We start from the raw sequence: 24,664 nt of genomic DNA, 5'->3' as shown, positions 1-24,664 counted from the left end.
ATGTGCGGTATATATGGCATAACATACAATCGATATAACGCTGATCAAATTTCTGAAAAATTAAAACGTATTAATTTTAGAGGACCAGATTTAAGTGCTCAAAAACCATTTGAAAACCGCGTTGTTTTAGCTCATAATAGGTTATCCATAATAGATTTAGACCCAAGATCAAATCAACCGTTTTCATATGAAAACAAAGTCCATATCGTGTTTAATGGTGAAATTTACAATTTTAAAGATATAAAGTCTGAACTTGTTAAAAAAGGTTACAATTTCCGAACTGAAAGTGATACCGAAGTTATCTGTGCAGCTTATTTAGAATATGGAACCGAACTACCAAATATGCTAAACGGCATGTTTGCCTTTGTTATTTATGATGAAATAAATAATAAACTATTTGGTGCTAGAGACAGATTGGGGCAAAAACCTTTTTATTACTTGTTAAATAATGATGGCTTTGAATTTGCCAGTCAGCTTTCGGCAATACAATTACATAACAAAAACTTAAGTATTTCAAGTAAATCAATTACTCAGTATTTTGCTTGGGGTGTTGTTCCAGATCCATATACCATCTTCAATGAAGTAAACAAACTTCCTGCTGGGCATAGATTTACTTACCATATTTCAAGTAAAAAATTTAGTATTTCAAAATATTGGGATATTGATAATGCAAACACCAAACCTTTTACTGGAAGCTTTTATGAAGCCAAGTCAACATTGAGTCATCTTATAAAAGATGCGGTCAAAATAAGGCTTTATGCCGATGTCCCAGTTGGTGTATTTTTGTCTGGTGGTGTTGATTCGTCCTTGGTTTCTGCAATGGCTCAAAATGTCACAAATAGTCAGGTAAAAACATTTTCTGTAAAATTTAATGAGAAAGGTTTTGATGAAAGTATCTATGCGCAAAAAGTAGCTAATCACCTAAAAACGGATCATTACATAATTTCCTGTAATTACAATGAAGGTCTTGATTTAATTGACAGCTTCAATCATTATTACGATGAACCTTTTGCCGATTCGTCTGCCATTCCGTCCATGCTACTATCAAAACATACTCGAAAAAAGGTAACCGTTGCATTATCTGGTGATGGTGGAGACGAAATGTTTATTGGTTATCAACGATATCATTGGATGAAACAAGTCAGCACTTTGTACAAAACACCAAAACAATTTCGTGACTTTACAGCTTTTTTATTGAACGCTGCTCCCAATTATAAATTAAAAACAATATCTAAAGGACTTCGATTTAATGACCTAAACAGTCTATACCTTGCTTCAGTGACAGGTATTGATGCTAGTTGGATACAATCTGATTTTGACTATCTTGATATAGAAGAAAAGGCTTATTTAGAAAATAGTAAAAAGAATATTTACGAACGTATGTCTGATTTTGACATTAAGGCCTATTTAAACTGGGATATAAATACAAAAGTTGATCGTGCAACAATGGCTTACTCGCTTGAAGCTAGGTCTCCATTAATGGATTATCGTGTTGTGAATTTTGCACAATCATTACCAACACAGTTTAAATACAAAAACAGTAATCAGAAAATTATATTAAAAAACATACTATATGATTATGTGCCTAAATCATATTTTAACCGACCAAAGTCAGGTTTTACCATGCCCTTTTCTGATTGGTTTAGAAATGAATTGAAAGATATGGTTTTAAGCGAACTAAATGATCAAGGATTAAGACAAATCCCAAATATAGATATTGATGAAGTCAAACTTCGTATTAATCAACACATGGATGGTAGTTGGAATAGATACCCCTTAATTTGGAAATTATTGGTACTTAAACAGTGGATGAATAATAATGGTAAAGGCTACCCAATTGTTTGATGAAACAAAAAAAAATTAAAATAACGTTTATTTTACCGTCTCTTGCTGCAGGAGGTGCCGAGCGTATATTGTCTTTTATTGCACAAGAACTAAATAAAGATGATTTTGAACCAACACTTTTAATTACAGGTTATGAAAAAGAAACTGTTTACCAGTTAAAAGAACTAAACATTATTTACCTGAATAAATCTCGTGTTTTAAAATCTGTATTTAGTTTAGCGAAATACTTTAGGAAAAATAAACCTGATATTGTAGTCAGCTCCATTGTGCACTTAAATACATTAACGGCATTTATTTCTATTGCTTTTCCTAAAATAAAATTTGTTGCTAGAGAAGCTAATGTATTGACAACACTTAACAAACACAACCCATATACCAAATCCTTCTTTCCAAAGTACATGGTTAAAATAGCATATAGATTAGTTGACTGTATAATCTGTCAATCAAAAGACATGCAAAAAGATATGATTGATAACTACCAAGTAGATAAGAGCAAGACAGTTTTAATAAACAACCCAATCACTAAAGTATATCCACTAAAACCTGAAAAAAATATTAAAAAGAACGTCTTTAAATTTATTACAGTTGCTAGGTTGAGTAAGGAAAAAGGGCACGATAGAATTTTAGAAGCATTATCAAAATTAGACTTCGATTTCAAATATACCATTATAGGGAATGGTCCAGAAAAAGAGGCTATTTTCAATAAAATAAAATCATATCAATTAGAAAATGCAATTGAATATATTAGCTTTACAAATGAAGTTCATACATATTTATCTGAAAATGATTTATTTCTACAAGGCTCATATGTTGAGGGGTTTCCAAACGTATTATTGGAAAGTTGTGTTGTAGGCACACCCATTTTAGCGTTTGATGCTCCTGGCGGTTTAGATGAAATTATTGAACAAAAAAAGAATGGACTTGTTGCAAAAAATATTGAAGAATATGTTATGTATTTAAAAGCATTACATTCTGATTTTATTTTCAACCCTAAAACGGTGAGTCAAATAGTAAAAGGTCGATTTGAAAGCCACTTTATTGTATCCCAATATGAAAATTTATTTAAACGTTTAGTAGCATAATCAGTGGAAAGAAAAAGAAAAATAGCATTGTTTGTTTCTGCAATTGGTTTTGGTGGCGCAGAAAAAGTTGTTAGTTTATTACTTGATGAACTAACCAAATATTTTGATGTTACACTTATTCTTCTTTATGACGAAATAAAGCTACCAATTGCCAAGAATGCTAAAGTAATTGTGTTATCAAAACCTGGTGAAACTTTTAAAAGTTCAAAAATAGCCAGAGCGATTGATAATATTAAGTTTATTTTCAAATATCAGAAAGTGTTAAAGAAGGAGAATATTGAAGTTTCAGTTTCTTTTTTAGTTCGCCAAAATATTTTCAATGGCATTGCCAAAATGCGCAATCCAAAACTAAAAACAATCATAAGCGAAAGGTGCTTCCCTTCCATCATGTATAGTCATGATCGAACTACCTCATTTTTAACTAAAATGCTTATTCCATTTTTTTATAATAAAAATGACAAACTTTTCTCTAACTCAATTTACATCAATAATGATTTGGTTTCAAATTATAATATAAAAATTGACACCTCGGTTATTTACAACCCAATTTTAACAGAGAACAGAAAACCAAGATTGAAATCGTATCATGACTTGGAAAAAATCTTTAAAGTGGTTACAGTCGGTAGATTAATTCCAGTAAAAAATCAAAAGAGTATTGTTGAAAGTATTAGCATGCTGCCTAGTAATTTCTACTTAGACTTATATGGTGATGGCGAGTTATTAGAAACGTTGCAAACACAAGCTAAAGAATTAAATGTTGGAGAAAGAGTTCAATTCCATGGAAATGTTAATCAGGTAAAAAAACATATCATTGAAAACCATTGTTTTGTGTTAAGTTCTTTAACTGAAGGTTTCCCAAATGTCGTTTTAGAAGCCATGTCAGTAGGCCTTCCAGTAATTAGCACAAACTGTATGTCTGGTCCTTTAGAACTTTTAAATGACAACGAAAAAGTAACTATTCTATCTGGTTCATTTGTAAAGGCAAAGTACGGACTACTTGTAAATGTTGATGATGCTGTTGGACTATCACAAGCCATAAAGTTTTTACAAAATAATATTGAGCAAAGAGAAATGTATAGTCGCTTAAGTTATGAAAGAGCCAAGACATATGATGTTTCCAATATTGGAATTCATGTAAAAAATTTAATTGACAGTCTTTAATACGTATGTGTGGAATTAACGGTATCATAGCATCTTTAAATAACCCAAAAGGTAATTGGTCTCCCAAATTACAGCGCATGAATGCTTTAATTGAGCATCGTGGTCCTGATGATGATGGTTTTTACCATGATGATGAGGTCTACATGGCTATGAGAAGATTATCCATAATAGATTTAAAAACAGGCAAACAACCTATTTCCAATGCGTCAAACAATATTGTTATTGTTTTTAATGGAGAAATCTATAATTATAAAAAACTAAAGACATCCCTTGAAAATAAGGGCGTTATGTTTAAAACGAACAGTGATACTGAAGTCATTTTGAGACTCTATGAAACATTTGGCACATCAAGTTTTAAAATGCTTGATGGCATGTTTGCTTTTAGTATCTATGATAAAACCAAAAACAAAGTTTTTATTGCTCGGGATTTTTTTGGCGAAAAGCCACTTTATTTTACCAAAAATTCAGATTTCTTTTCATGGTCATCTGAATTAAAATCTTTAGTAAGCTTACTTCATAAAAAGCCAGACATATCCAAAGAAGGGCTAAACCTATTTTTCAAACTAACATATATTCCGGCACCATATACCATTTACAATGATATTTATAAATTGGAAGCCAATCATTTTATCGAATTTGATCTAAAAAGTCAATCTTATCAAATTAATAGGATTAATGATATATCAACTGATAAAATAGACCTATCATTTACCGAAGCCAAGTTAAAACTTCACGATTTGCTTATGCAAAGCATAGAGAGTAGATCCGTTAGTGATGTTCCTATTGGCACATTTTTATCAGGTGGTGTCGATTCTTCAATAGTTAGTTTAGGCTTGTCAAAAATTACAGATTCAAAGATTGATACTTTCTCCATTGGTTTTGATAAATCTAGTTTTGATGAAACTGATAAGTCTAGATTAGTTGCAAAATTAATTGGTAGTATTCATCATGAATTTATTCTAAAAGAAGATGATATTGTTGGTGATATTGATAAGGTATTATTGAATTTTGATGAGCCTTTTGCTGATTCATCGGCACTTCCCACCTACCTTGTGTCCAAAGAAACTAGCAAGTATGTTAAAGTTGCTCTAACTGGTGATGGTGGTGATGAAGTTTTTGGAGGTTACAATAAATATTACATGGGAAAGTTGAGTAGAAACTACACCCGATTTGTTCCAGAATTAATTCACAGCAAGAGTAAACCTATTTTAACCAAACTACTCAACACCAAACATGATAGTAGAGGAAAACGGTTCAAGTTAAAAAAACTATTGCATGCCATTGATTACTCTGGAAATAATTATTGGAATATCATTTCATTAGGTTTTAGCAATCCAGAGAAATTATTGACCACCTCCTATTCTCACAGCAATACATTTAGTCATTATTCACAATTTGTAACCAAACCAAAAAATCTAAATGACTATAGAGAAATTGATCGCTTAGTCAGTTTAGAAGGTGATATGCTTGTTAAAGTGGACAGAACGAGCATGTTAAACTCACTTGAATGTAGATCTCCCTTTTTAAACAAAGCACTTTGGGAATTTTCAAATGGCTTACCAGAAAATTATTTAATGAAGAATTGGGATAAAAAGCACATCTTAAAGGAAACGTTTAAAAGTGAATTTCCCGATGGCTTTTTAGATAAGTCCAAAAAAGGGTTTGTTGTTCCTGTTGGTGACTGGCTTCGCAATAGCTTAAAAACAGAATTAGTTAGCTATACTGATGATGCTTTCCTTGAAGCGCAACAAATATTTCAAAAATCATATATACAACAAATAGTAAACAATCATTTGTCTGGTAAGGTTGATAATAGCTACAAAGTTTGGACATTTTACACGTTTCAAAAGTGGTATTCTAAAATATATTTAAACCTATAAGCCATGGAAAAGAAAATTTGCCTTGTAGGTGGTGAAGATGTCCACAAAAGAATTCAGCTTTCAAAATATCTCATTGATGCTGGTTTTAATGTTACTATTATTGGAACTAGCAAACAAGAATTTCCTAGCGACATCACATATTACTCATATAATTTAAAACGAAATTTATCACCAATTGCCGATTATAAAACTGTTTTATGGTATAAAAACTTTTTTAAAAGCAATGAATTTGATTTAATCCACACCTTTGACACTAAACCAGCATTTTTGGTGCCATTGGCGCTCATGGATAGTAAAATACCTATAACCCGAACTATTACAGGTTTAGGGACTATTTTCATGTCCAAATCAATTTTAAGTAAAGCCTTACGCGTTATTTACAAAAAGATGCATTTGAGAGTCAAGGATAGAGTCAGTAATACTGTTTTTCAAAATTTAGATGATCGCGATGTTTATTTAAAAAATAATTTGATTTCTAAATCTGGTTATGAACTAATATACAGCAGTGGAATTGAGCTTAAAGAGTTTAATCAAATATCTCAAAGAAACAGCAAACCATTTACCTTTATTTGTGTTGCGCGATTGGTGTATGAAAAAGGTATTATCAATTTACTTGAAGCTGCAAAAAACTGTAGAGATTTAGGCTATGATTTTAAAGTGTTATTAGTAGGTCCACTTGAAGAAAACTCAAAAAGGTTGAACAGTAAAATTCTTGATGCATATAAAGATACCGTGACTGTTTTGGGAGAAAGACATGACGTCAAAGAGTTGCTATTAAATTCTAATGCATTCATCCTACCAACTTTTAGAGAGGGTTTTTCAAGAGTGCTTTTGGAAGCTGCTGCAATTGGATTACCTATAATCTCAACAAATGTTACTGGTGTCAGGGAGTTCGCAAGGCACAATGAAGAAGCTATCTTGATTGAACCCAGAAATTCATCGGCATTAACTCAAGCCATGATAACACTTGCAAGTGACAAAAAACTAGCAGATAAATTAGTTGAAAATGCTTTAAAAAGGGTTGAATTGTTTGGTTTAGCAAATGTTTCCAAGCAATATATAACTATCTTTGATAAAGCTATTAACGATAATTAAAATGAAGATTCCGTTTTCACCACCATTTATAAATTCAACAGTTATTGATGAAGTAACCGATGCCTTAAACTCAGGTTGGATTACTACAGGACCTAAAGTTAAAAAGTTAGAAGATTTAGTGTGTTCACATATTGGCGTATCTAATGCTCTATGTGTCAATTCAGCAACTTCAGGACTAATATTGACACTTAAGTGGTATGGTATTGGTAAAGGCGATGAAGTCATTATTCCGGCTTACACCTATGCAGCTACGGCATTAGCTGTAATTCATGTTGGAGCTACTCCAATTATGGTGGATGTCAATGAAGATTTTAATATTTCAGTTAAAAAAATTGAACAGGTTATCTCGCCAAAAACCAAAGCCATAATACCTGTTGATTTTGCTGGTTGGCCATGTGACTATGAAGAGTTACATAAATTGATAAATAACAAAAAGAATATTTTTAAGCCGCAAAATGACAACCAAGAAAAACTGAACAGAATATTACTTGTCTCGGATTCTGCGCATGCCATAGGAGCAAAATATTTTGGAAATTATATTGGGCTTACAGCTGACCTGACAGTATTTTCATTTCATGCAGTAAAAAATGTGACAACTGCCGAAGGTGGAGTGATTTGTATAAATTTACCTAAACCTTTTGAAAATAAAGATGAATATAATTATTTACGCTGCTATGCATTAAACGGTCAAACTAAAGATGCTTTCACAAAATCAAAAGCTGGCGGATGGAAGTATGATATTATTTATCCAGGTTTAAAGATAAATATGCCAGATGTTTTAGCTGCCATTGGCGTTGCGCAATTACCTAGTTACTTTTCAAACATTTTAAAAGAGCGAGAAAATATTTATCAGTTTTATCATGACGCTTTTAAAAATAAAGCGTGGGCAATACTGCCACCTTTTAAAAGTGACACGAAAGTTTCCTCTTGTCATTTATATGCTTTAAGGATAAAAAATATTTCTGAAGAAACACGTGATAAAATTATTGAAAGTATAACTGAAACAGGAGTTGCAGTAAACGTACATTTTCAGCCGTTACCGCTGCTTACAGTATTTAAAAACATGGGATATAAAATTTCTGATTATCCCATTTCTTACAATAATTACAAATCTGAAATATCACTCCCTATTTACCCACAACTATCAGAAAAGGAATTATCATACATCATCAAATCAGTTATATATTCGGTTGAGTCACATCTATGATAAAACGTTTATTTGATATCGTGTTTTCTTTAATAGGTTTAATTTTATTATTACCTTTACTATTAATAATAGCACTTATAATAAAAGTAGAATCTAAAGGTTCTGTTTTTTACAAACAAGTTAGAGTTGGTAAAGACAATACGAATTTTAAGATTTTTAAATTCAGAACCATGTTTATTGGCTCTGATAAAAAAGGTCTGCTAACAGTTGGTAACAAAGACCCTAGAGTTACCAAAACTGGATATTTCTTGAGGAAATATAAGCTAGACGAACTCCCTCAATTAATTAATGTATTACTTGGTAATATGAGCTTTGTTGGTCCAAGACCTGAAGTTAGGCATTATGTAAATTTTTATTCTAAAGATGATTTAATCATATTAACTGTTAAACCAGGTATTACTGATTATGCATCTATATACTTTAGAAATGAAGTTGAAATTTTAAAAGCATCTGATAACCCAGAAAAACTTTACATAGAGCAAATATTACCAAAAAAAATTGCTTTGAATAAACAATATATTGAAAACAACAGCCTGTTTACAGATATAAAAATTATTTTAAAAACTATTTTAACCATCATTTCATAATGAGTCCAACCAATGGTTATTTTATTGTTTCACTTGACTTCGAATTATTTTGGGGACTTTTTGATGTTAAAAAGATAAGTGATTACGAGAAAAACCTACTCAATGTTCGCAAAGTTATTCCAAGACTGCTTGATCTGGCAGATAGTTATGATGTTAAATTAAGTTTTGCTGCTATAGGTTTCTTATTTGCAAAAAATAAAGAGGAGTTGTTAGATTCATTCCCTGATTTAAAACCAACTTATGAAAACTCTACCTTCAATCCTTACAAGCTTATTGATAATGTTGGAAAAAACGAAGAAGATGATCCATTTCATTATGCAAATTCATTAATCAAACTAATACAAGCTCGAGAATCCCATGAAATTGCCAGTCATACGTTTAGTCATTATTACGTAAATGAATCTGGCCAAACTTTAGAACAATTTGACGCTGATTTAAAAGCTGCTGTTTCTATTGCTAACAAGAATAATATTTCTCTTTCCAGTATTGTTTTTCCTAGAAATCAAATTAATACTGATTATTTAGAAATATGCAAAAAATATGGTATTACTTGTTACAGAGGTACCGAAAAACATTGGATGTTTAATACTCAAAATACTAAAACACTCAGTAGTCCTGCTCATAAAGCTTTTAGGCTTTTGGATGCCTATTTTAATCTATCTGGCTACAATACCTATAAAATACCTGAAGTTAAAAATGATTCAGGTATCATCAACATTCCATCAAGTAAGTTTTTCAGACCTTATAACAAAACATTAGGTTTTATGGAGCCCATGCGTATTTCAAGAATAAAAAAAGGATTAGCCTATGCAGCAACCAAGAAAGAAGTATATCATATCTGGTGGCATCCACACAATTTTGGCAGTAATATTGAAGAGAATTTCAATAATTTAGAAGAAATTTTTAAGTATTATAAAACTCTTAATTCTGAATTTAATTTCAAATCAGAAACCATGAAAGGTCTAGCAACAAAAATTCGCTATTCTTAAGCTAGTTTATGTCTTAATTTCCAGTACCAAGTATTTAAGTTTTTCTCTCTTAAAAATTGTTTGAACTTAAAATAATTAGAGAGTATATAGGCCATTGATTTAGCTCTCATAGATTTAGAGTCATAAACTATATGCACATCAAACAGGTATGATTGATCAATAAACCTTTTTTTGTAAGCCTGATTTCCTTTAGAAAAATCAAAAACCGTGTAATTGGATTTTATGCTCCATTCCAACAATTTCAATAACTCCAAAACGCCCAGACTATAGCTTTTATAATTGATATCAAATGCTTTTACTGCACCAATAATTGAGGATTCCGAAATAAACGCCAAAGAAATAGCTCCTATTTTATCATCAATACAAATTGTATTTAAAATAGCTCTTTTTTCTTTGAGCATTTGAAAAGTCAAATCATGATAAAATGACCATTTCATTAAAATATCATTTTCTAAACCTAAATCATCAAAACGGTTTTCTAGAAGTAATTTAAACTGCAGCATAATGTCCAGATACGTTTCATAGGAAACCCTCTCGTCATAAACGTTATAGGAAACCGAATGATTCTTCTCCAATTTATTGAAGTAATTCCTAAACTTACCTCTGCTTTTTGAATTGAATTTTTGCTTTAAAAAGAAGTCTATATCCTCATATGCCTCAATATCTAACGAATAACCTTTGTATTGCTTAATTTTTTTTAGCCTAATTCTTGGGTCATCTATCTTAATTTGATGATAACTTGGCACATCATATATCAATAAAACCTTATTTTTAAGGACATCCACATCATTTGCTAGTTGATATGTGATACCATTGGTCATGTTTCTTCCGAAATTGATAAACAAGGGAAACCAATTATTTTTAAAAAACTTTAATTTAGTAATACAGTTAAAACTTGTAACGATTTTATTATTAATAAAATGCTTTTTCCATACATCCTGGTAAGTATCACTAATAAAGGGATTACTCATCAATGAAAATTTTTAAAATTTGGTCCTTTCCTTTGACGTAATATAAGGTTTCGTCACACTTAAATAATTGTAGTTCACTAACTTTTTTAGGGTTCATATATAAAAAATCATAAAGTGCTTTACGCAGTGACATCATTGCATCAGATTGCAAATTAACTAATTCCAATTTTCCAAAATCTGGAACTACTTCATTTACTATTTCTACGTTAAATGGCTTAAATTCAATGCTTTTTGATTTGTAGTTTGGAAATATCTTATGCTTATAATTGTGATATTTCTCATTAAGCTTTCTTTCTCGAAAGATACGCTTCAAGTAAAAATAATGCTGCATTAGTTTGGCAGTCCAATTACTTTTTATTGATTTTGAGTCATAGAGAATGTGAAAGTTGGTATCATAAGTACTATCACTCCATCTTTTTTTATAGTCAAAGTCCCCTTGCGTATAATCAAATAATTGCAACTTATTTTCAAAACTCCATTCCAACATTTTTAAGATAGTAGTATGACCTATATTAAATCTATAAAAATCAATATCAAAAACAGTTAGGGCTTCAATCAAAATCTTATTAAAATGATAACTAAACGTAATCCCAATAGGCTTTTCATCACAATAGATTACAAAGAGAGATGCTGTTTTTTCATTTATCATATTGTAAGCCAACTCACAATAATAACGCCACAATTCGGGCTGTAATTCACCACAGGGCTCACCTTTTTCATTATAGCGTTTTTCTAGAAGGCTGTAAAATACTTTAAATATATTATCGAAATCAGTTTTTTGAATGTTACCATAATACATTTTGTATTCAACCTGAAAACATGATTCCAATCTATTAATATTTCGTCTAAACTTGGAGCGTGAATTTGATTTGTAAATGGTTTTTAGATAGTCATCAAGCGACTCATATTTTTCAACGTTTGTAGTATACCCCTCGTATTGAAATACCTTTTTTAATTTAAGCCTGGTTCCTTTTGGCTTCTCAATATGATGATAAGTGGGTAAATCTCTTATTAAAAATGTTTTCCCCTTAAAATCATCAAAATCACCGTCAGTCAGTTCATAAGTTATACCGTTAGTTAAATTTCTACCAACATTGATGTAATAAGGAAAAAACTGATGTTTAACAAAGCTGATTTTATTTATGAAACGGAAAGTGAATACAGGTAATGAACCGTTAAAATGCTTGTTCCATATTTTCACAAAAGTTTGAGAAGCAAATGGGTTTTTAGACATTATTGGTTTTAATTTAAAATAAAATTAGCATTTTAAATTCAGAATTTAGAAATGATTACACTTTTTTAGACGTAACAAAAAAAATACAATACGAAAGGCACTTTGACCATTTAAAAATGCTGAAGCAAAACTTGAAGCGATTAGATTCTAAAAATCGCTTTAAATCTAAATGAAACATAAAATTGATTACTTTTAGTTTTTATTTCAAATCTTAATTTTTGTGCGACAAAGTGTTGAAAACAAAGGATTAAGTATGATATGACTATCAATGAAAAATCAAAAATCGTAGAAATTAGTTATTTATCGTATTTATTTGATGAATCTTATTTAAACCTAGATATTTACTATGATTAAAAATGCTGAAAAATTGAATTCTAGAATATGGCTATCTGCACCACATATGAGTGGTTATGAAGATGAATTTATAAAAAAAGCATTTGAATCTAATTGGATTGCACCTTTGGGTCCTAATTTAGAAGGTTTTGAAAAAGATATTGAAACTTTTTTAGGTCACCAATCGCAAGTTGTAGCATTAAACTCTGGAACAGCAGCCATTCATTTAGCATTGGTTTTACTAAATATTGGCAAAGGAGACGAGGTTATTTGTCAAACAAAAACATTTGTAGCATCAGTTAATCCAGTCACATATGTTGGTGCCACACCAGTTTTTGTAGATAGCGAAAGTGAGACATGGAACATGAGTCCAGAATTACTTGAAAAAGCAATAAAAGATCGTTTAAAAAAAGGAAAGAAACCTAAAGCAATAATAATAATCAACCTATACGGCATGCCATATCACGTGGATCGCATACAAGAATTATCAGAGCAATATCAGATTCCTGTAATTGAAGATAGTGCTGAAGCTTTGGGTAGTAAATATAAAGGTAAGCCTTGTGGTACTTTTGGAGACCTCTCTATTCTATCGTTCAATGGCAATAAAATTATCACAACATCTGGAGGTGGTGCTCTAATATCAAAAAGTGAGCAAATAAAAGACAAGGCTATTTTTTTAGCCACACAAGCCAAAAATCCTGGAGTGGAATATTCGCATTCCGAAACTGGCTACAATTATAGGATGTCTAACATTCTTGCTGGAATTGGTAGAGGTCAAATGAAAGTGCTGGAGGACTATGTTGAGTTAAGAAGAAGAAATTTTGACTATTATTTTGACGCACTTAAGGATATCAATGAAATTATATTTTTAAAAGAACCAATCAATTATTATTCTAATCGCTGGTTAACTTGTGTCTTATTGGAAACAAATAAAATGAGAGATGATTTATTAAAATTATTATCTGACAATAATATTGAAGCAAGACCATCATGGAAACCAATGCATCAACAAGAATTATTTAAATCATTTCCAAAATACTTAAATGGTCAAGCAGATAAGCTTTATGAAAGAGGTCTTTGCTTACCTAGTGGTTCTAGTTTAACTAAAGACGATTTATTAAAAATAACAACACTAATTAAAAGCTATTTTGAATAAGATTTATTACCTATTAAGAAAGTTATCTAACCGATATGCATCCAAATGGCTTGTTTTGCTGTTTGATTCTTGTGTGGTTGCATTTACCTTCTTTTTAGCTTATTTAATTCGCTATAATTTTAAAATTGACTTTGATTTCTCAATGTTCTTAAAACAAATACCGTTTGTAGTATTTGGTGCAATTATCAGCTTTTTATTGGTTAGTTCGCATAAAGGTGTTGTCAGATTCACTGGCTTTAAGGATGTAGTAAACATTATCATTGGAGTCAACATTCTTGCCACTATTCTTATAATTTCGACTTTTATGAGTCGAAAATATGAGTTTAATAATGTTTTTGACATTCCAGGATCCATAATATATATTCACCTCCTACTCAATATATTCTTTCTCATTGGAGCCAAATTTTTTATAAAATCAATTTACCGAAGTCTAATTACTGATTATGATAAACTAAGTAAAGTTCTTATTTACGGAGCCGGTGATTCAGGAATGATTACCTATAATGCTATTACTAATGACGCTAAAAACAGCACGGAAGTATTAGGGTTTATTGATGATAATATTAGCAAGGTTGGAAAGAAAATAAATCTACTTAATGTTTATCATCCAAAAAAAGTTACAAAAGAATTTATTAAAAAGTATGATATTGATGAGGTTATCATATCCATCCAAAATATTAATTCAAACCGTTTACTTCAAATAACAAGTGCACTTTTTGCATTAAATCTTAAAGTCAAAATTGTCCCTGCTGTTCAAACATGGATTGATGGTGATTTAAGTATTGGTCAGATAAAAGAAATAAAAATTGAAGACTTATTAGGCAGAGAGCCTATTAATATTGACAACCCTTTGCTCAATAACGAATATAGCAATAAAGTAATACTTATTACAGGTGCGGCTGGTTCAATTGGAAGTGAGTTGGTAAGAAAGTTATGTCATTTTGAATTCAAGAAACTCATACTTGTTGACAACGCCGAATCACCTCTTTATAATCTTCAGCAAGAACTAGAGCAGAAAAAAATAAAGAACGTTTTTCCTATTGTGGCAGATATCAGAAACATGGTAAGAATGGACAATTTGTTCAACCAATATAAACCAGAAATTATTTTTCATGCTGCCGCCTATAAACATGTACCATTAATGGAACAAAATCCCTTTGAAGCCGTTAGTGTTAATGTTAGAGGCACCAATAATATGGTAAACCTATCTTTAAAACATGGTGTTGATAAATTCATACTTATTTCTACAGACAAAGCCGTAAACCCAACCAATGTTATGGGAGCCACTAAACGCATTGCCGAAATGATAATTTGCTGTCAGAAAAATCTAGTTAATAGTAAGACGAAATTTATCATAACACGTTTTGGTAACGTATTAGGCTCTAATGGGTCTGTCATTCCTTTGTTTAAAAAACAAATTGAATCTGGAGGTCCTGTTACTGTTACTCATGAAGACATCATTAGATACTTCATGACCATACCAGAAGCAAGTTTATTAGTACTTGAAGCAGCAGCCATGGGACTTGGTCATGAGATTTTTGTTTTTGATATGGGTAAACCCATCAAGATTTTTGATTTGGCTGTAAATATGATTACACTTTCAGGACTTAATTATCCAGAGGATATTGACATTAAAATTGTTGGCTTACGACCAGGAGAAAAAATATTTGAAGAATTGCTAATTGATGGTGAAAACACTAAGCCAACTTACAACGAAAAGATAATGATTGCAAAGTGTAAAATTCTTGATACTGAAAATGTTGAAAAATTAATAAAAGAACTGTGTTTACTTGGTTCTAATTCTCAAAATATCGAAATTGTATCAAAAATTAAAGAAATAGTAAAAGAATACAACCCTAATAACTCTACTTACGACGTATTAAACTAAAACCACTAAACATGATTGTCATAAATTTTTTAAAAAAACAATTAGTTAAGACTCTTGTTATTCTTCTTGCATTAACATCATTATCCTGTGTTACAAGTAAAGAAATTATATATTTTCAGGACGAAGCCATTTCAAGAGACAATCAGGTTAGTCTAAATTCGGCCATCATTTACAAACCTAACGATTTACTTTTTATAAGCGTTGGTGGTGATAAAGATGCAGTCGCTCCGTTCAATTTACCCGCTATTTCTTATAGTACATCATCAGTAGCTGCTAATGGCGACCTAAAAATGCCAACCTATTTAGTTGATAATAATGGTAACATTGAATACCCAGTCCTTGGCACGATAACGCTTGGAGGTTTAACCAGAGAACAAGCCACTATGTACTTAAAAAATAAAATTTCAGAGTATGTTAAAGACCCAATCATTAATATAAGGTTAATCAATTTTACAGTTACTGTTTTAGGTGAAGTTAAAAACCCAGGAACATTTACTATTGAAGATGAACGCATTTCACTAACAGAAGCCTTGGGGTTAGCTGGCGACTTAACCATTCACGGTAAACGAGAAAATGTATTTTTAATTCGTGAGTTAGACGGCAAAAAGCAATACACCAAAATTGATCTCACTTCCGTAAATTCATTAAACTCTCCATCTTACTACTTGCAACAAAATGACGTTCTTTATATAGAACCAAACAAAGCAAAAGTCCGTTCGGCTTCATATAATGAGAATAACGGTATTATAATTTCAGCAATTGCTACACTTGCAACTATAGCTGCCATATTTATAGCAAATTAAGATTCTTTAAATGAAACAGAAGGAAGACTTTAGAGATTTAATTCAGCCCTATTTACACAAATGGAAATTTATTCTTTTATGTGTCATTATTGCTATTGGTTGTGCTTTCGTTTATTTGCGATATGCAGATTATGAATATGAAGCTAAAGCTACCATTAAAATCAAAGATGATAAATCAAAAAACAAACTTCCTGAAATATCCTCACTCCAAAACTATGGTCTATTTAGTCAAGACCAAAACAATGTTCTTGACGAAATTGAAATCATAAAATCAAGAAACCTCATTGAAAGTGTGGTAAAAGATTTAAAGTTCAATATTCAATATTTTGTTGAAGGACGCATTCAAGATCACGAAGTATATAAAAACCCTCCTTTAAACATTAATTTTAGTGCGTCAGATTCGATTATACAGAAAATTGACACATCCTTTAACATTAGAATCAATTCTTCCAAAGACTTTTATATTCAAGGAATAGTTGAAGAAAACAAATTACTAAAAGAGCTAAAAGGCAATGATGAGGTTAAAGGCGATTTATATGACTTTGGTAAAAGTGTTCCAACTAGTTTTGGCGATATTATTATTACGCCAAATATCGGGCAATATGCCACAAAAATTGGTTCAAACATAAAGATAAAAATCTCTCCAATTAATGGTGTCACGAGTAATTATAAAACAAAATTACAGATAGAAAGTAATGAACTTTCCAGTATTATTAAAATATCAGCTAGAGATAATGTTAAGGAGAAAGCGAAACTCTTTTTAGACAAGCTTATTGAAAAATATAATGAAGATGTTATAAATGACAAGAACCTAGTTGTTGAAGCTACATCAGAATTCATAAATAATAGACTGGAAGTTGTATCAAAAGAATTAGGCCAAGTAGATTTAACTGCCGAAGACCTTCAGCAAACAAACAAGCTAACAGATTTACAAACCCAATCAACCCTTGTCTTGCAAAATGAGCGTGATAATGAAGCTAAACTTCTTGCCGCTGCCAATCAAATTCAATTGATTGATTACATGAGGGATCATCTAGATGCAAATGATTCAGCCAATGACTTACTACCAACGAATATTGGTATTAGTGATAATAGCATAGCACAAGTTACACAGAAACACAATGAATTGGTACTGGAAAGAAATAGAATACTAAAAAATTCTAGTGAAAAAAACCCAACAGTTGTTAACCTAACAAATCAAATAAATCAATTAAAAAACAATCTGACTCAAAGCTTAAATAGTGTTAAATCTTCTAATGAAATAACCTATAACAGTTTGCTTTCAGAAAATGCACGTATAAATTCACGCATTTTTTCGGCTCCTATAAAAGAACGTCAATTCAGAGACATAAAACGTCAACAAGATATTAAGGAATCACTATACTTATATCTATTAGAAAAACGGGAAGAATCTGCTATAACGCATGGCGTTTCATCTCCTAATGCTAAAATAGTTGACAAGGCTTACGCATCATCAATACCAGTTGCTCCTAAAAAAACAATCATCCTTTTAGCTGCTTTAATTTTAGGCTTTAGCTTCCCAATTGCACTTATATATTTATTAAATCTACTGGATACTAAAGTGCATAATGTCAATGACGTTAAAAAAGCAATAGATGTACCGTTTATAGGTGATATTCCTCGATCTAGCAAAAAGAAACAATTAATTTCAAAGGTGGACTACTCACCAAAAGCAGAAGCCTTTAGGATGGTGAGAACTAATATTGATTTCATGCTTAAAAGTATTGATAAAAAAGCGAAAACTATTTTTGTAACATCCACTACTAGTAAAGAAGGTAAATCTCACACTTCCATAAATTTAGCACTTTCATTTTCCTACTCAGAGAAGAAAACCCTTTTAATTGAAACAGATATTCGTGTTCCAAAAGCAACCAATTATTTAAACGTAAAAAACGAAGTGGGATTAACGAATTATATAAGTGATCCTGACCTATCACTAAAAGATATCATAGCTAATTTGGAAGACAATGACTTTTTAGACATTATACCATCGGGTGTGATACCTCCTAATCCTGCAGAGTTACTAATGAGTAAACGCATGAACGATTTATTCAGTTTGGTTGAAAAGAAATATGATTATATTATAGTTGACACAGCTGCTGTTGGGCTTGTAACTGACACCATGCTTATAAGTAGCCATGCTGATTTGTTTATTTACGTTATGAGAGCTAACTACCTTGACACCAGACAGCTAAAATTGGCAGAAACTATGTATCAAGAAAAGCGTTTACCAAATATGGCCATTTTACTAAATGGTGTTAATCACAAAAAAGGTAATGGTTATGGATATGGTTACGGTAAAAACCCAAACAAAAAGAAATGGTGGAAATTCAATAAATAAGTTATTTCAACTTGCGTCTTGCCTTCTCCTTTTTAATAAGCATCAATTCTCTACCTGTTTGACCAGCAACCGAAGTGTTTTCTTCAGCTCTTCTTATCAAATAAGGCATGACATCTTTTACAGGTCCAAAAGGCACATATTTTGCAACGTTATAACCCAAATTTGCTAGATTGAAACTAATGTTATCACTCATACCAAACAACTGACCAAACCATACACGATTATCAGCGTTTTCTATATTTTTTTTCTGCATCAAATCCATTACCAAATAACTACTTTCCTCATTGTGCGTACCTGCAAATAGTGAAATGGTATCTAAATTGTCCAAAATATATTTTACGGCATCATTAAAATTAATATCTGTAGCTTGTTTGCTTTCACAAATGGGAGATAGATAACCCTTTTCAAGCGCTCTATCATTTTCTTTTTCCATATAAGCACCTCTTACTATCTTATAACCTAGTAAGAATCCCTCTTTTTTAGCAACCTCATGTTCGGCTTTTAAAAAATCCATGCGATCATGCCTATACATTTGAAGTGTGTTGTAAACAATTGTTGATTCTGTATTATACTTTCGCATCATTTCAGTAACCAATTGGTCAGCGGCATCTTGCATCCAACTTTCTTCCGCATCAATCAATATTTCAACATCTCTTTCCTTGCCTAACTTGCAAACCTTATCAAATCTATCTACTACTCTATCCCACTCTGCCTGCTCATCGGCTGTAAATGGCTTTCCTTCGCCTTTTTTTTGATAAAGATGAAATCTTCCAAATCCTGTTGGCTTAAAAACAGCAATAGGCATGGAATCCTTTTCTTCTGAAAATCGAATAATTTTCAATGTTTTTTCCATAGCAGCATCAAAATGCGCTTCTGACTCTTTACCTTCAACAGAATAATCCAAAACTGAACTTACACCAAGTTCATACATCCTTTCAATAATATCTAGGCAATCATCTTCATTTACACCTCCACAAAAGTGATCAAAAACTGTTGAGCGTATTAATCCTTCTACTGGTAAATTGGCTTTGATTGCAAAATTGGTAACTGCTGTTCCAATTTTTACCAATGGTTCAATTGATATCATTTTAAATAAAAAATGAGCTCGTTCCAGTTCGGTGTCACTTTTTAATTGAAAGGCAACTTCCGTATTATCAAATATTTTTTGGCGCTCCATGCTAGTTGAAAAATATTCACAAATATAATTATCATTCAGCTACTTTTTTATAAAAAAAACTCCTTATTTTCACTTGGTAAAATTTGTAAAGTTTTCATGAAATCCATAACAACCACAGACTACGCAATACATTTTAATTCAGAATGTTACAATCAAGTTAATTTACATTTAAAAAACTGTAGTTACTCCAAAATTTTTATTTTGGTAGATGAAAACACACACAATTATTGTTTACCCCAGTTTTTATCAAAATTAGAAACGACAGTTACTCTTGAAATCATTGAAATCGAATCTGGTGAAAAAAACAAGACTATTGACACCTGTTTGGGCGTTTGGAATGTGCTTTCAGAACTTGAGGCTGACAGAAAGAGTTTAATTATCAATTTAGGTGGTGGTGTGATTACTGATATTGGCGGCTTTATTGCCTCTACTTTCAAACGTGGTATCTCTTATATTAATGTCCCGACATCATTATTAGCAATGGTCGATGCATCGGTTGGCGGTAAAACTGGTGTTGATTTAGGGCATTTAAAAAATCAGATTGGTGTTATAAATGTTGGTGAAATGGTATTGATTGACACTTCTTTTCTTAATACGCTACCAAATAATCAACTACGATCTGGTTTAGCTGAAATGCTAAAACACGGACTTATTCATAACCAAGCTTACTGGGATAATTTTGACAAGTCATTTTCATTAAAAACTGACAGTCTTGATAAATTGATATATGAATCTGTTCTTATTAAAAAAGAAATTGTAGAAAAAGACCCAAAAGAAGATAATTTAAGGAAAACACTTAATTATGGACACACATTAGGTCATGCAATTGAAACGTATTTTTTGAGCCATCCAGAAAAAGAGGATTTACTTCATGGTGAAGCTGTTGCTATTGGTATGATACTAGCAACTTATCTTTCCTATGAATTGTTAGATTTTGATAAAACAAAGTGTGATTTAATAAAAGATAAGATTATTTCTATTTACGGGAATATTGATTTTAAAGACACAGATATACTACCAATTATTGACCTTTTGAAATTTGACAAAAAAAATGAACATGGTAACATTAACTTTGTCCTTCTTCATGACATCGGAAAAACTCAAGTAAACTGTAAAGTAAGTAATGATTTAATTTTCAGAGCCTTTGAATATTACAGTGCCTAATTATTAAAAAATAATTTGTAACTTTAAGAAAATGCTATTAAACAGATTGTTGGAATTTCTTAAGACCTAATTATTTTAACAATGAAAAGAGTTATTGTTGATTACAAAAAGCTTACTCCTGAAATTTTGAATCTCTTAACAGAGAAGTTTCCCGATGGTTATGATGATGACGACATCATTACTTTTGACAATCACAAAAATGAAACCATTGAAGCGGTTGAAGTAAAAACCGAAGACTGTATTTATCTAGTAAAAGTTAGCAGCAAACTACACTACACCATGACTAATTTTGAAATTGGTGATGATTTGGAGTTAAACGATTTAGGACATATCATCGTGGTCAATGAAGACATTAAAATAGAAGATGACGAAGAAGAATAAATCTAATTATCCAAGTAGCGCTCTTTTATCACTTTACAATGATGCGTTTCGTGACCAATAATTACAAAGCCCAAAGCTCTCACTGACATTTTAGAGTTGCTTGCAGTCCCTATATTCTGTAATGTTTGACTATCAAAGCTATTGAATAAATTTATTGTAAATAAACGCAACGCTCTATAACTGCTTAATAAATCGGCTTTAGTTTTCTTATTAGCTGAACTCATTTCGGCATAAAAATTCTCATCAAATCCTGGTAATTCTGTTTTGTCATTACGAGCAAATCGCAAGGCACGATAAGCAAATACAACTTCAGCATCTATTAGGTGCTGTATAATTTCTTTAATAGTCCATTTACCATCAGCATATCGATATTCAAGCTTGTTATCTGGAATGGACTCCAAAAAAGTAACCGTTTTATTTAAACTAGCTTGCAATCCACCAATAAGCTCATTGCCTATCGCTAAATCAATGTAGTTTTTGTAATATGGGTGATACTCGTTTGTATTTAAATCTAAAACTATCATGTATTGAAATTACATATGCTTGAAAATAGAATGCATCAAACGTTTTTTGTCATTAATGCTCTCTTCCAATGAAATCATAGTTTCCGTTCTGTAAACGCCTTCAATGTCATCTATCATGAAAATCACTTCTTTTGCATGCTCTGTATTCCGAGCCCTTATTTTACAAAATACATTGAATTTGCCTGTTGTAATATGTGCTACAGTAACGTAAGGAATTTCATTAATACGCTCTAAAACAAATTTGGTTTGAGATGTTTTTTGAAGAAACACACCAACGTATGCAATAAAAGAATAACCAAGTTTTTTATAATCCAAAGTAAGTGAAGATCCTTTGATTATTCCTGCTTCTTCCATTTTCTTAACGCGCACATGAACAGTACCAGCAGAAATCACTAATTTTTTAGCAATATCTGTAAACGGAACACGCGTATTATCAATTAACATATCTAGAATTTGATGATCAACATCATCTAACTTGAATTTAGCCATTTTTACAATTTAATTAAATAAAAATCAAAAATAATACATTATTGTTAGATATTCTCCATCAAAAATCAAGTATTTATTAATTTTAATGAATATTTTTCATTGTTTATAAAAACGAAATCGTTTTCGTAATTCAAATAAATAGGCTGAAAATCGTTTGTTAACACCTTATGTTCTTTGGCATCTAGTTCCCGATGTCCATAAAATCCATTTAGCGTTTCAATTTTTTCAATTTTCGGTACAAACAACACATTTCCTTCAGACAAAATTTCCTGATATTGTATTCCGATATCTACTATTTCAAATTTTTCTTCTTTTAATACAGAAGCATTTCTAATGATTATATCAAAAAACGATTTTTCGTTATTTGGAATGTTTAAATATGACTCAAAAACCTTGCCTGATATAGTGTTATTGGAAATGTAATCAATAGCTAATAACAACGATTGATAGATAAAGAATCTTGTTGTTTCTCTTGAATAATCATCTTTAAAATGACCAGCTTCAAACAATACGGTTACAGATCCTAAACTCTGAAAAGTATCGCCCACACAGTTAATGTTAAAGGAATCGTCATAAATACCAACCTGACCTGGAATCTGATTTTGCAAATTAGTATTCAAAACTGAAATAATCTCCATGGCTTTCTTTCTCGTATCTGTAATAGAACGTTCTTCATCTTCTGAAGGTGCCAAAAAAGAAACGGTTGCTGATTTATTGGTTGCACCTACCCCAAAAATAGTACGTTGCCCGTGCAAATTAAAACAATAATGCGGCATGAAATCATCATAAACGGACTTCAAGATACGAGACTCTGGTTGCGTTAAATCTTGAGCATCCCTGTTCAAATCAACTTCGTTAGCATTTACTCGCGTGTAAGCTCTTGCACCATCTGGATTTAGTATAGGAATTATAGTAATGGAACAAGAAGCGCCTATAGAATTAAATAAACCGTCATTAGCACTCAACGTGTTCAATAAATCAAAAAGCACTTTAGTTGTTGTTGATTCGTTTCCATGCATTTGCGACCAAAGAAGAATTCGTTTACTCCCGGTTCCAAATTTTATAGCATGTATTTCTTCTCCTTTTACTGAATGACCAATAGATGAAACTTCAAACTTATTAGACAATTCTTTTATTAAAGTTAAGACATGATCATTACAAATATATCTATGAAACAAACGCGTTTCCTTGTAATTATCAAATAGTGATTTTAGGTTTTTAACTTGCATATTAAAATTTAATATTCACAAAGGTAAACATTTGATATTTTACAATTGTAAACATGTTGTTTCTTTAAAATTGATACAATGTTAAACAAATAACCAAACAAGCATCTTATTAAATTAAAGAAAATGCAATGACAAAATTATAATGTTTATAACTAATTGTTATTCAATTTTTTATTAAACATTATATAAAGTTAATAATTATATATAAAACACATATTATTGTTAATTATAGCTACTAAAAATAATATTTCATTACATTTGTAACACCTCAAGTCACAAATTTAAGTTTACAATGATAAACAGTAAAGATTTTTCAAAAAGACTAGAAAAAGTAATTGATTTTTATGGTGAAACTGCATCGTCTTTTGCAGAAAAAATTGGAGTACAACGATCAAGCATTTCACATATTCTTTCTGGTAGAAATAAACCAAGTTTAGATTTTGTTATGAAAGTATTATCCTCCTATCCTGAAGTAGAATTGTATTGGCTTTTAAACGGAAAAGGAAATTTTCCTAAAATGGTAGAACCTACTATTTCAAAAAATGAAAGTAGTGAACATCAAAATTCTTTTCAAAAACAAATTACAAGCGACCAAGATATTGAACGCATTGTCATTTTTTTTAAAGATGGTACTTTTAAAAATTTCACTAACTTTTGATTCTATATTTAATTATTAAATGATTTCTTATTAGTTATTCCAATTGATAGTTTTGTAATTTTGTGAAAATATTTTGAATGAAACCCCTTTATTACTTTTTATTATTATTGAGTTTAACTGGCTGTTATCAGATAGAACGCAATTGTCAAGATTATCAATTAGGAACTTTTAAAAGTGAAGTCAATATTAACGACTCACTTTATGTATCGTCATTTACCAGAACCAAAACACTCCAAATAGAAACGTATAACAATAAAGTCGATTCTTCTCAAGTACGTTGGATTAATGACTGTGAGGCTATTTTTAAAACAATCAACCCAAAAAATAGAGTTGAAAAAAAAGATATCCATTTAAAAATATTAACAACCACTGATTCAAGCTATACCTTTGAATATTCATATGTGGGTGATAAAATAAAACAAAAAGGTGTCGCAATAAAATTGAACTAA

22 protein-coding genes are annotated in these 24,664 nt (G+C 30.9%); 16 read left to right on the top strand and 6 right to left on the bottom strand.

The window, feature by feature from the left end:
- From asnB (C1S72_RS00395) to C1S72_RS00360, 8 genes are read left to right on the top strand one after another with little or no spacing between them, the layout of a single operon-like run.
- Complete coding sequence (asnB, locus tag C1S72_RS00395) at window positions 1-1,845, top strand: asparagine synthase (glutamine-hydrolyzing) (RefSeq protein WP_104733709.1); 1,845 nt, start codon at window positions 1-3, stop codon at window positions 1,843-1,845.
- On the top strand, window positions 1,845-2,927 hold the full coding sequence (locus C1S72_RS00390; RefSeq protein WP_104733708.1) for a glycosyltransferase: 1,083 nt from the start codon (window positions 1,845-1,847) through the stop codon (window positions 2,925-2,927). Before asnB (C1S72_RS00395) ends, C1S72_RS00390 begins: the two co-directional genes overlap by 1 nt.
- Window positions 2,928-2,930: 3 nt before the next feature.
- A complete protein-coding gene (locus C1S72_RS00385) occupies window positions 2,931-4,088 on the top strand; it encodes a glycosyltransferase (protein ID WP_104733707.1) in 1,158 nt (385 codons plus the stop codon).
- A gap of 5 nt (window positions 4,089-4,093) precedes the next feature.
- Window positions 4,094-5,968, top strand: coding sequence for an asparagine synthase (glutamine-hydrolyzing) (gene asnB / locus C1S72_RS00380; RefSeq protein ID WP_104733706.1), 1,875 nt, complete (start codon window positions 4,094-4,096; stop codon window positions 5,966-5,968).
- 3 nt (window positions 5,969-5,971) lie between these two features.
- On the top strand, window positions 5,972-7,063 hold the full coding sequence (locus C1S72_RS00375) for a glycosyltransferase (RefSeq protein ID WP_104733705.1): 1,092 nt from the start codon (window positions 5,972-5,974) through the stop codon (window positions 7,061-7,063).
- Between the two features lies 1 nt (window position 7,064).
- The gene (locus tag C1S72_RS00370) at window positions 7,065-8,270 is read left to right on the top strand and encodes a DegT/DnrJ/EryC1/StrS family aminotransferase (protein WP_104733704.1); all 1,206 of its coding nucleotides are present in this window, start codon (window positions 7,065-7,067) and stop codon (window positions 8,268-8,270) included.
- Window positions 8,267-8,857 (top strand): sugar transferase, encoded by a 591-nt coding sequence (locus tag C1S72_RS00365; protein WP_104733703.1) that lies wholly within the window; start codon window positions 8,267-8,269, stop codon window positions 8,855-8,857. Before C1S72_RS00370 ends, C1S72_RS00365 begins: the two co-directional genes overlap by 4 nt.
- Window positions 8,857-9,846, top strand: a complete 990-nt coding sequence (locus C1S72_RS00360) for a polysaccharide deacetylase family protein (RefSeq protein WP_104733702.1) — start codon at window positions 8,857-8,859, stop codon at window positions 9,844-9,846. The genes C1S72_RS00365 and C1S72_RS00360 overlap by 1 nt, the downstream gene beginning before the upstream one ends.
- On the opposite strand, the gene C1S72_RS00355 is transcribed toward C1S72_RS00360, so the two are convergent.
- Together C1S72_RS00355 and C1S72_RS00350 are read right to left on the bottom strand one after the other, a co-directional pair.
- Window positions 9,843-10,817: a GNAT family N-acetyltransferase gene (locus C1S72_RS00355; RefSeq protein ID WP_104733701.1), complete on the bottom strand. Its 975-nt coding sequence runs from the start codon at window positions 10,815-10,817 to the stop codon at window positions 9,843-9,845. The two genes, C1S72_RS00360 and C1S72_RS00355, sit on opposite strands and share 4 nt — an antisense overlap.
- A complete protein-coding gene (locus C1S72_RS00350) occupies window positions 10,810-12,051 on the bottom strand; it encodes a GNAT family N-acetyltransferase (RefSeq protein WP_104733700.1) in 1,242 nt (413 codons plus the stop codon). Before C1S72_RS00350 ends, C1S72_RS00355 begins: the two co-directional genes overlap by 8 nt.
- A 346-nt stretch (window positions 12,052-12,397) precedes the next feature.
- On the opposite strand from C1S72_RS00350, the gene C1S72_RS00345 reads away from it, so the two are divergent.
- Genes C1S72_RS00345 through C1S72_RS00330 form a run of 4 tightly spaced genes read left to right on the top strand, consistent with a single transcriptional unit; the run spans window position 12,398 to window position 18,593 of the window.
- A complete protein-coding gene (locus tag C1S72_RS00345) occupies window positions 12,398-13,540 on the top strand; it encodes a DegT/DnrJ/EryC1/StrS family aminotransferase (RefSeq protein WP_104733699.1) in 1,143 nt (380 codons plus the stop codon).
- Window positions 13,533-15,428, top strand: a complete 1,896-nt coding sequence (locus C1S72_RS00340; protein ID WP_104733698.1) for a polysaccharide biosynthesis protein — start codon at window positions 13,533-13,535, stop codon at window positions 15,426-15,428. Before C1S72_RS00345 ends, C1S72_RS00340 begins: the two co-directional genes overlap by 8 nt.
- Before the next feature lie 11 nt (window positions 15,429-15,439).
- Window positions 15,440-16,231, top strand: coding sequence for a polysaccharide biosynthesis/export family protein (locus C1S72_RS00335; protein ID WP_104733697.1), 792 nt, complete (start codon window positions 15,440-15,442; stop codon window positions 16,229-16,231).
- Window positions 16,232-16,241: 10 nt separating this feature from the next.
- Entirely contained in the window at window positions 16,242-18,593 is a 2,352-nt protein-coding gene (locus C1S72_RS00330) for a GumC family protein (RefSeq protein WP_104733696.1), read from the top strand.
- Between the two features lies 1 nt (window position 18,594).
- On the opposite strand, the gene C1S72_RS00325 is transcribed toward C1S72_RS00330, so the two are convergent.
- Complete coding sequence (locus tag C1S72_RS00325) at window positions 18,595-19,770, bottom strand: proline dehydrogenase family protein (protein WP_104733695.1); 1,176 nt, start codon at window positions 19,768-19,770, stop codon at window positions 18,595-18,597.
- A gap of 96 nt (window positions 19,771-19,866) precedes the next feature.
- Here C1S72_RS00325 and aroB point away from each other — a divergent pair, with 96 nt between their 5' ends.
- Together aroB and C1S72_RS00315 are read left to right on the top strand one after the other, a co-directional pair.
- On the top strand, window positions 19,867-20,934 hold the full coding sequence (gene aroB / locus C1S72_RS00320) for a 3-dehydroquinate synthase (protein WP_104733694.1): 1,068 nt from the start codon (window positions 19,867-19,869) through the stop codon (window positions 20,932-20,934).
- Between the two features lie 81 nt (window positions 20,935-21,015).
- Window positions 21,016-21,315: a hypothetical protein gene (locus C1S72_RS00315; RefSeq protein WP_104733693.1), complete on the top strand. Its 300-nt coding sequence runs from the start codon at window positions 21,016-21,018 to the stop codon at window positions 21,313-21,315.
- A 2-nt stretch (window positions 21,316-21,317) separates the two neighbouring features.
- On the opposite strand, the gene C1S72_RS00310 is transcribed toward C1S72_RS00315, so the two are convergent.
- The 3 genes from C1S72_RS00310 to C1S72_RS00300 form a co-directional block, all read right to left on the bottom strand.
- Window positions 21,318-21,839, bottom strand: coding sequence for a DinB family protein (locus tag C1S72_RS00310; protein ID WP_104733692.1), 522 nt, complete (start codon window positions 21,837-21,839; stop codon window positions 21,318-21,320).
- Window positions 21,840-21,848: 9 nt separating this feature from the next.
- Window positions 21,849-22,328 (bottom strand): Lrp/AsnC family transcriptional regulator, encoded by a 480-nt coding sequence (locus tag C1S72_RS00305; protein ID WP_104733691.1) that lies wholly within the window; start codon window positions 22,326-22,328, stop codon window positions 21,849-21,851.
- Window positions 22,329-22,393: 65 nt separating this feature from the next.
- The gene (locus tag C1S72_RS00300; RefSeq protein ID WP_104733690.1) at window positions 22,394-23,557 is read right to left on the bottom strand and encodes a M14 family metallopeptidase; all 1,164 of its coding nucleotides are present in this window, start codon (window positions 23,555-23,557) and stop codon (window positions 22,394-22,396) included.
- A 292-nt stretch (window positions 23,558-23,849) separates the two neighbouring features.
- On the opposite strand from C1S72_RS00300, the gene C1S72_RS00295 reads away from it, so the two are divergent.
- Window positions 23,850-24,215, top strand: a complete 366-nt coding sequence (locus C1S72_RS00295; RefSeq protein ID WP_104733689.1) for a helix-turn-helix domain-containing protein — start codon at window positions 23,850-23,852, stop codon at window positions 24,213-24,215.
- Window positions 24,216-24,292: 77 nt separating this feature from the next.
- Window positions 24,293-24,664, top strand: coding sequence for a DNA topoisomerase IV (locus C1S72_RS00290; RefSeq protein WP_104733688.1), 372 nt, complete (start codon window positions 24,293-24,295; stop codon window positions 24,662-24,664).

Origin of the sequence: Hanstruepera ponticola (assembly GCF_002940745.1) — a bacterium.
Classification (GTDB): Bacteria; Bacteroidota; Bacteroidia; order Flavobacteriales; family Flavobacteriaceae; genus Hanstruepera; species Hanstruepera ponticola.
Note: the sequence above shows the minus strand (reverse complement) of the source record. Positions and strands in the feature narration are given on the sequence as shown.

Coding starts and splice junctions, on each gene's coding strand:
- asnB (WP_104733709.1), top strand. CDS start 1: ATGTGCGGTATATATGGCATAACATACAATCGATATAACGCTGATCAA.
- C1S72_RS00390 (WP_104733708.1), top strand. CDS start 1,845: ATGAAACAAAAAAAAATTAAAATAACGTTTATTTTACCGTCTCTTGCT.
- asnB (WP_104733706.1), top strand. CDS start 4,094: ATGTGTGGAATTAACGGTATCATAGCATCTTTAAATAACCCAAAAGGT.
- C1S72_RS00375 (WP_104733705.1), top strand. CDS start 5,972: ATGGAAAAGAAAATTTGCCTTGTAGGTGGTGAAGATGTCCACAAAAGA.
- C1S72_RS00370 (WP_104733704.1), top strand. CDS start 7,065: ATGAAGATTCCGTTTTCACCACCATTTATAAATTCAACAGTTATTGAT.
- C1S72_RS00365 (WP_104733703.1), top strand. CDS start 8,267: ATGATAAAACGTTTATTTGATATCGTGTTTTCTTTAATAGGTTTAATT.
- C1S72_RS00360 (WP_104733702.1), top strand. CDS start 8,857: ATGAGTCCAACCAATGGTTATTTTATTGTTTCACTTGACTTCGAATTA.
- C1S72_RS00355 (WP_104733701.1), bottom strand. CDS start 10,817: ATGAGTAATCCCTTTATTAGTGATACTTACCAGGATGTATGGAAAAAG.
- C1S72_RS00350 (WP_104733700.1), bottom strand. CDS start 12,051: ATGTCTAAAAACCCATTTGCTTCTCAAACTTTTGTGAAAATATGGAAC.
- C1S72_RS00345 (WP_104733699.1), top strand. CDS start 12,398: ATGATTAAAAATGCTGAAAAATTGAATTCTAGAATATGGCTATCTGCA.
- C1S72_RS00335 (WP_104733697.1), top strand. CDS start 15,440: ATGATTGTCATAAATTTTTTAAAAAAACAATTAGTTAAGACTCTTGTT.
- C1S72_RS00330 (WP_104733696.1), top strand. CDS start 16,242: ATGAAACAGAAGGAAGACTTTAGAGATTTAATTCAGCCCTATTTACAC.
- C1S72_RS00325 (WP_104733695.1), bottom strand. CDS start 19,770: ATGGAGCGCCAAAAAATATTTGATAATACGGAAGTTGCCTTTCAATTA.
- aroB (WP_104733694.1), top strand. CDS start 19,867: ATGAAATCCATAACAACCACAGACTACGCAATACATTTTAATTCAGAA.
- C1S72_RS00315 (WP_104733693.1), top strand. CDS start 21,016: ATGAAAAGAGTTATTGTTGATTACAAAAAGCTTACTCCTGAAATTTTG.
- C1S72_RS00310 (WP_104733692.1), bottom strand. CDS start 21,839: ATGATAGTTTTAGATTTAAATACAAACGAGTATCACCCATATTACAAA.
- C1S72_RS00305 (WP_104733691.1), bottom strand. CDS start 22,328: ATGGCTAAATTCAAGTTAGATGATGTTGATCATCAAATTCTAGATATG.
- C1S72_RS00300 (WP_104733690.1), bottom strand. CDS start 23,557: ATGCAAGTTAAAAACCTAAAATCACTATTTGATAATTACAAGGAAACG.
- C1S72_RS00295 (WP_104733689.1), top strand. CDS start 23,850: ATGATAAACAGTAAAGATTTTTCAAAAAGACTAGAAAAAGTAATTGAT.
- C1S72_RS00290 (WP_104733688.1), top strand. CDS start 24,293: ATGAAACCCCTTTATTACTTTTTATTATTATTGAGTTTAACTGGCTGT.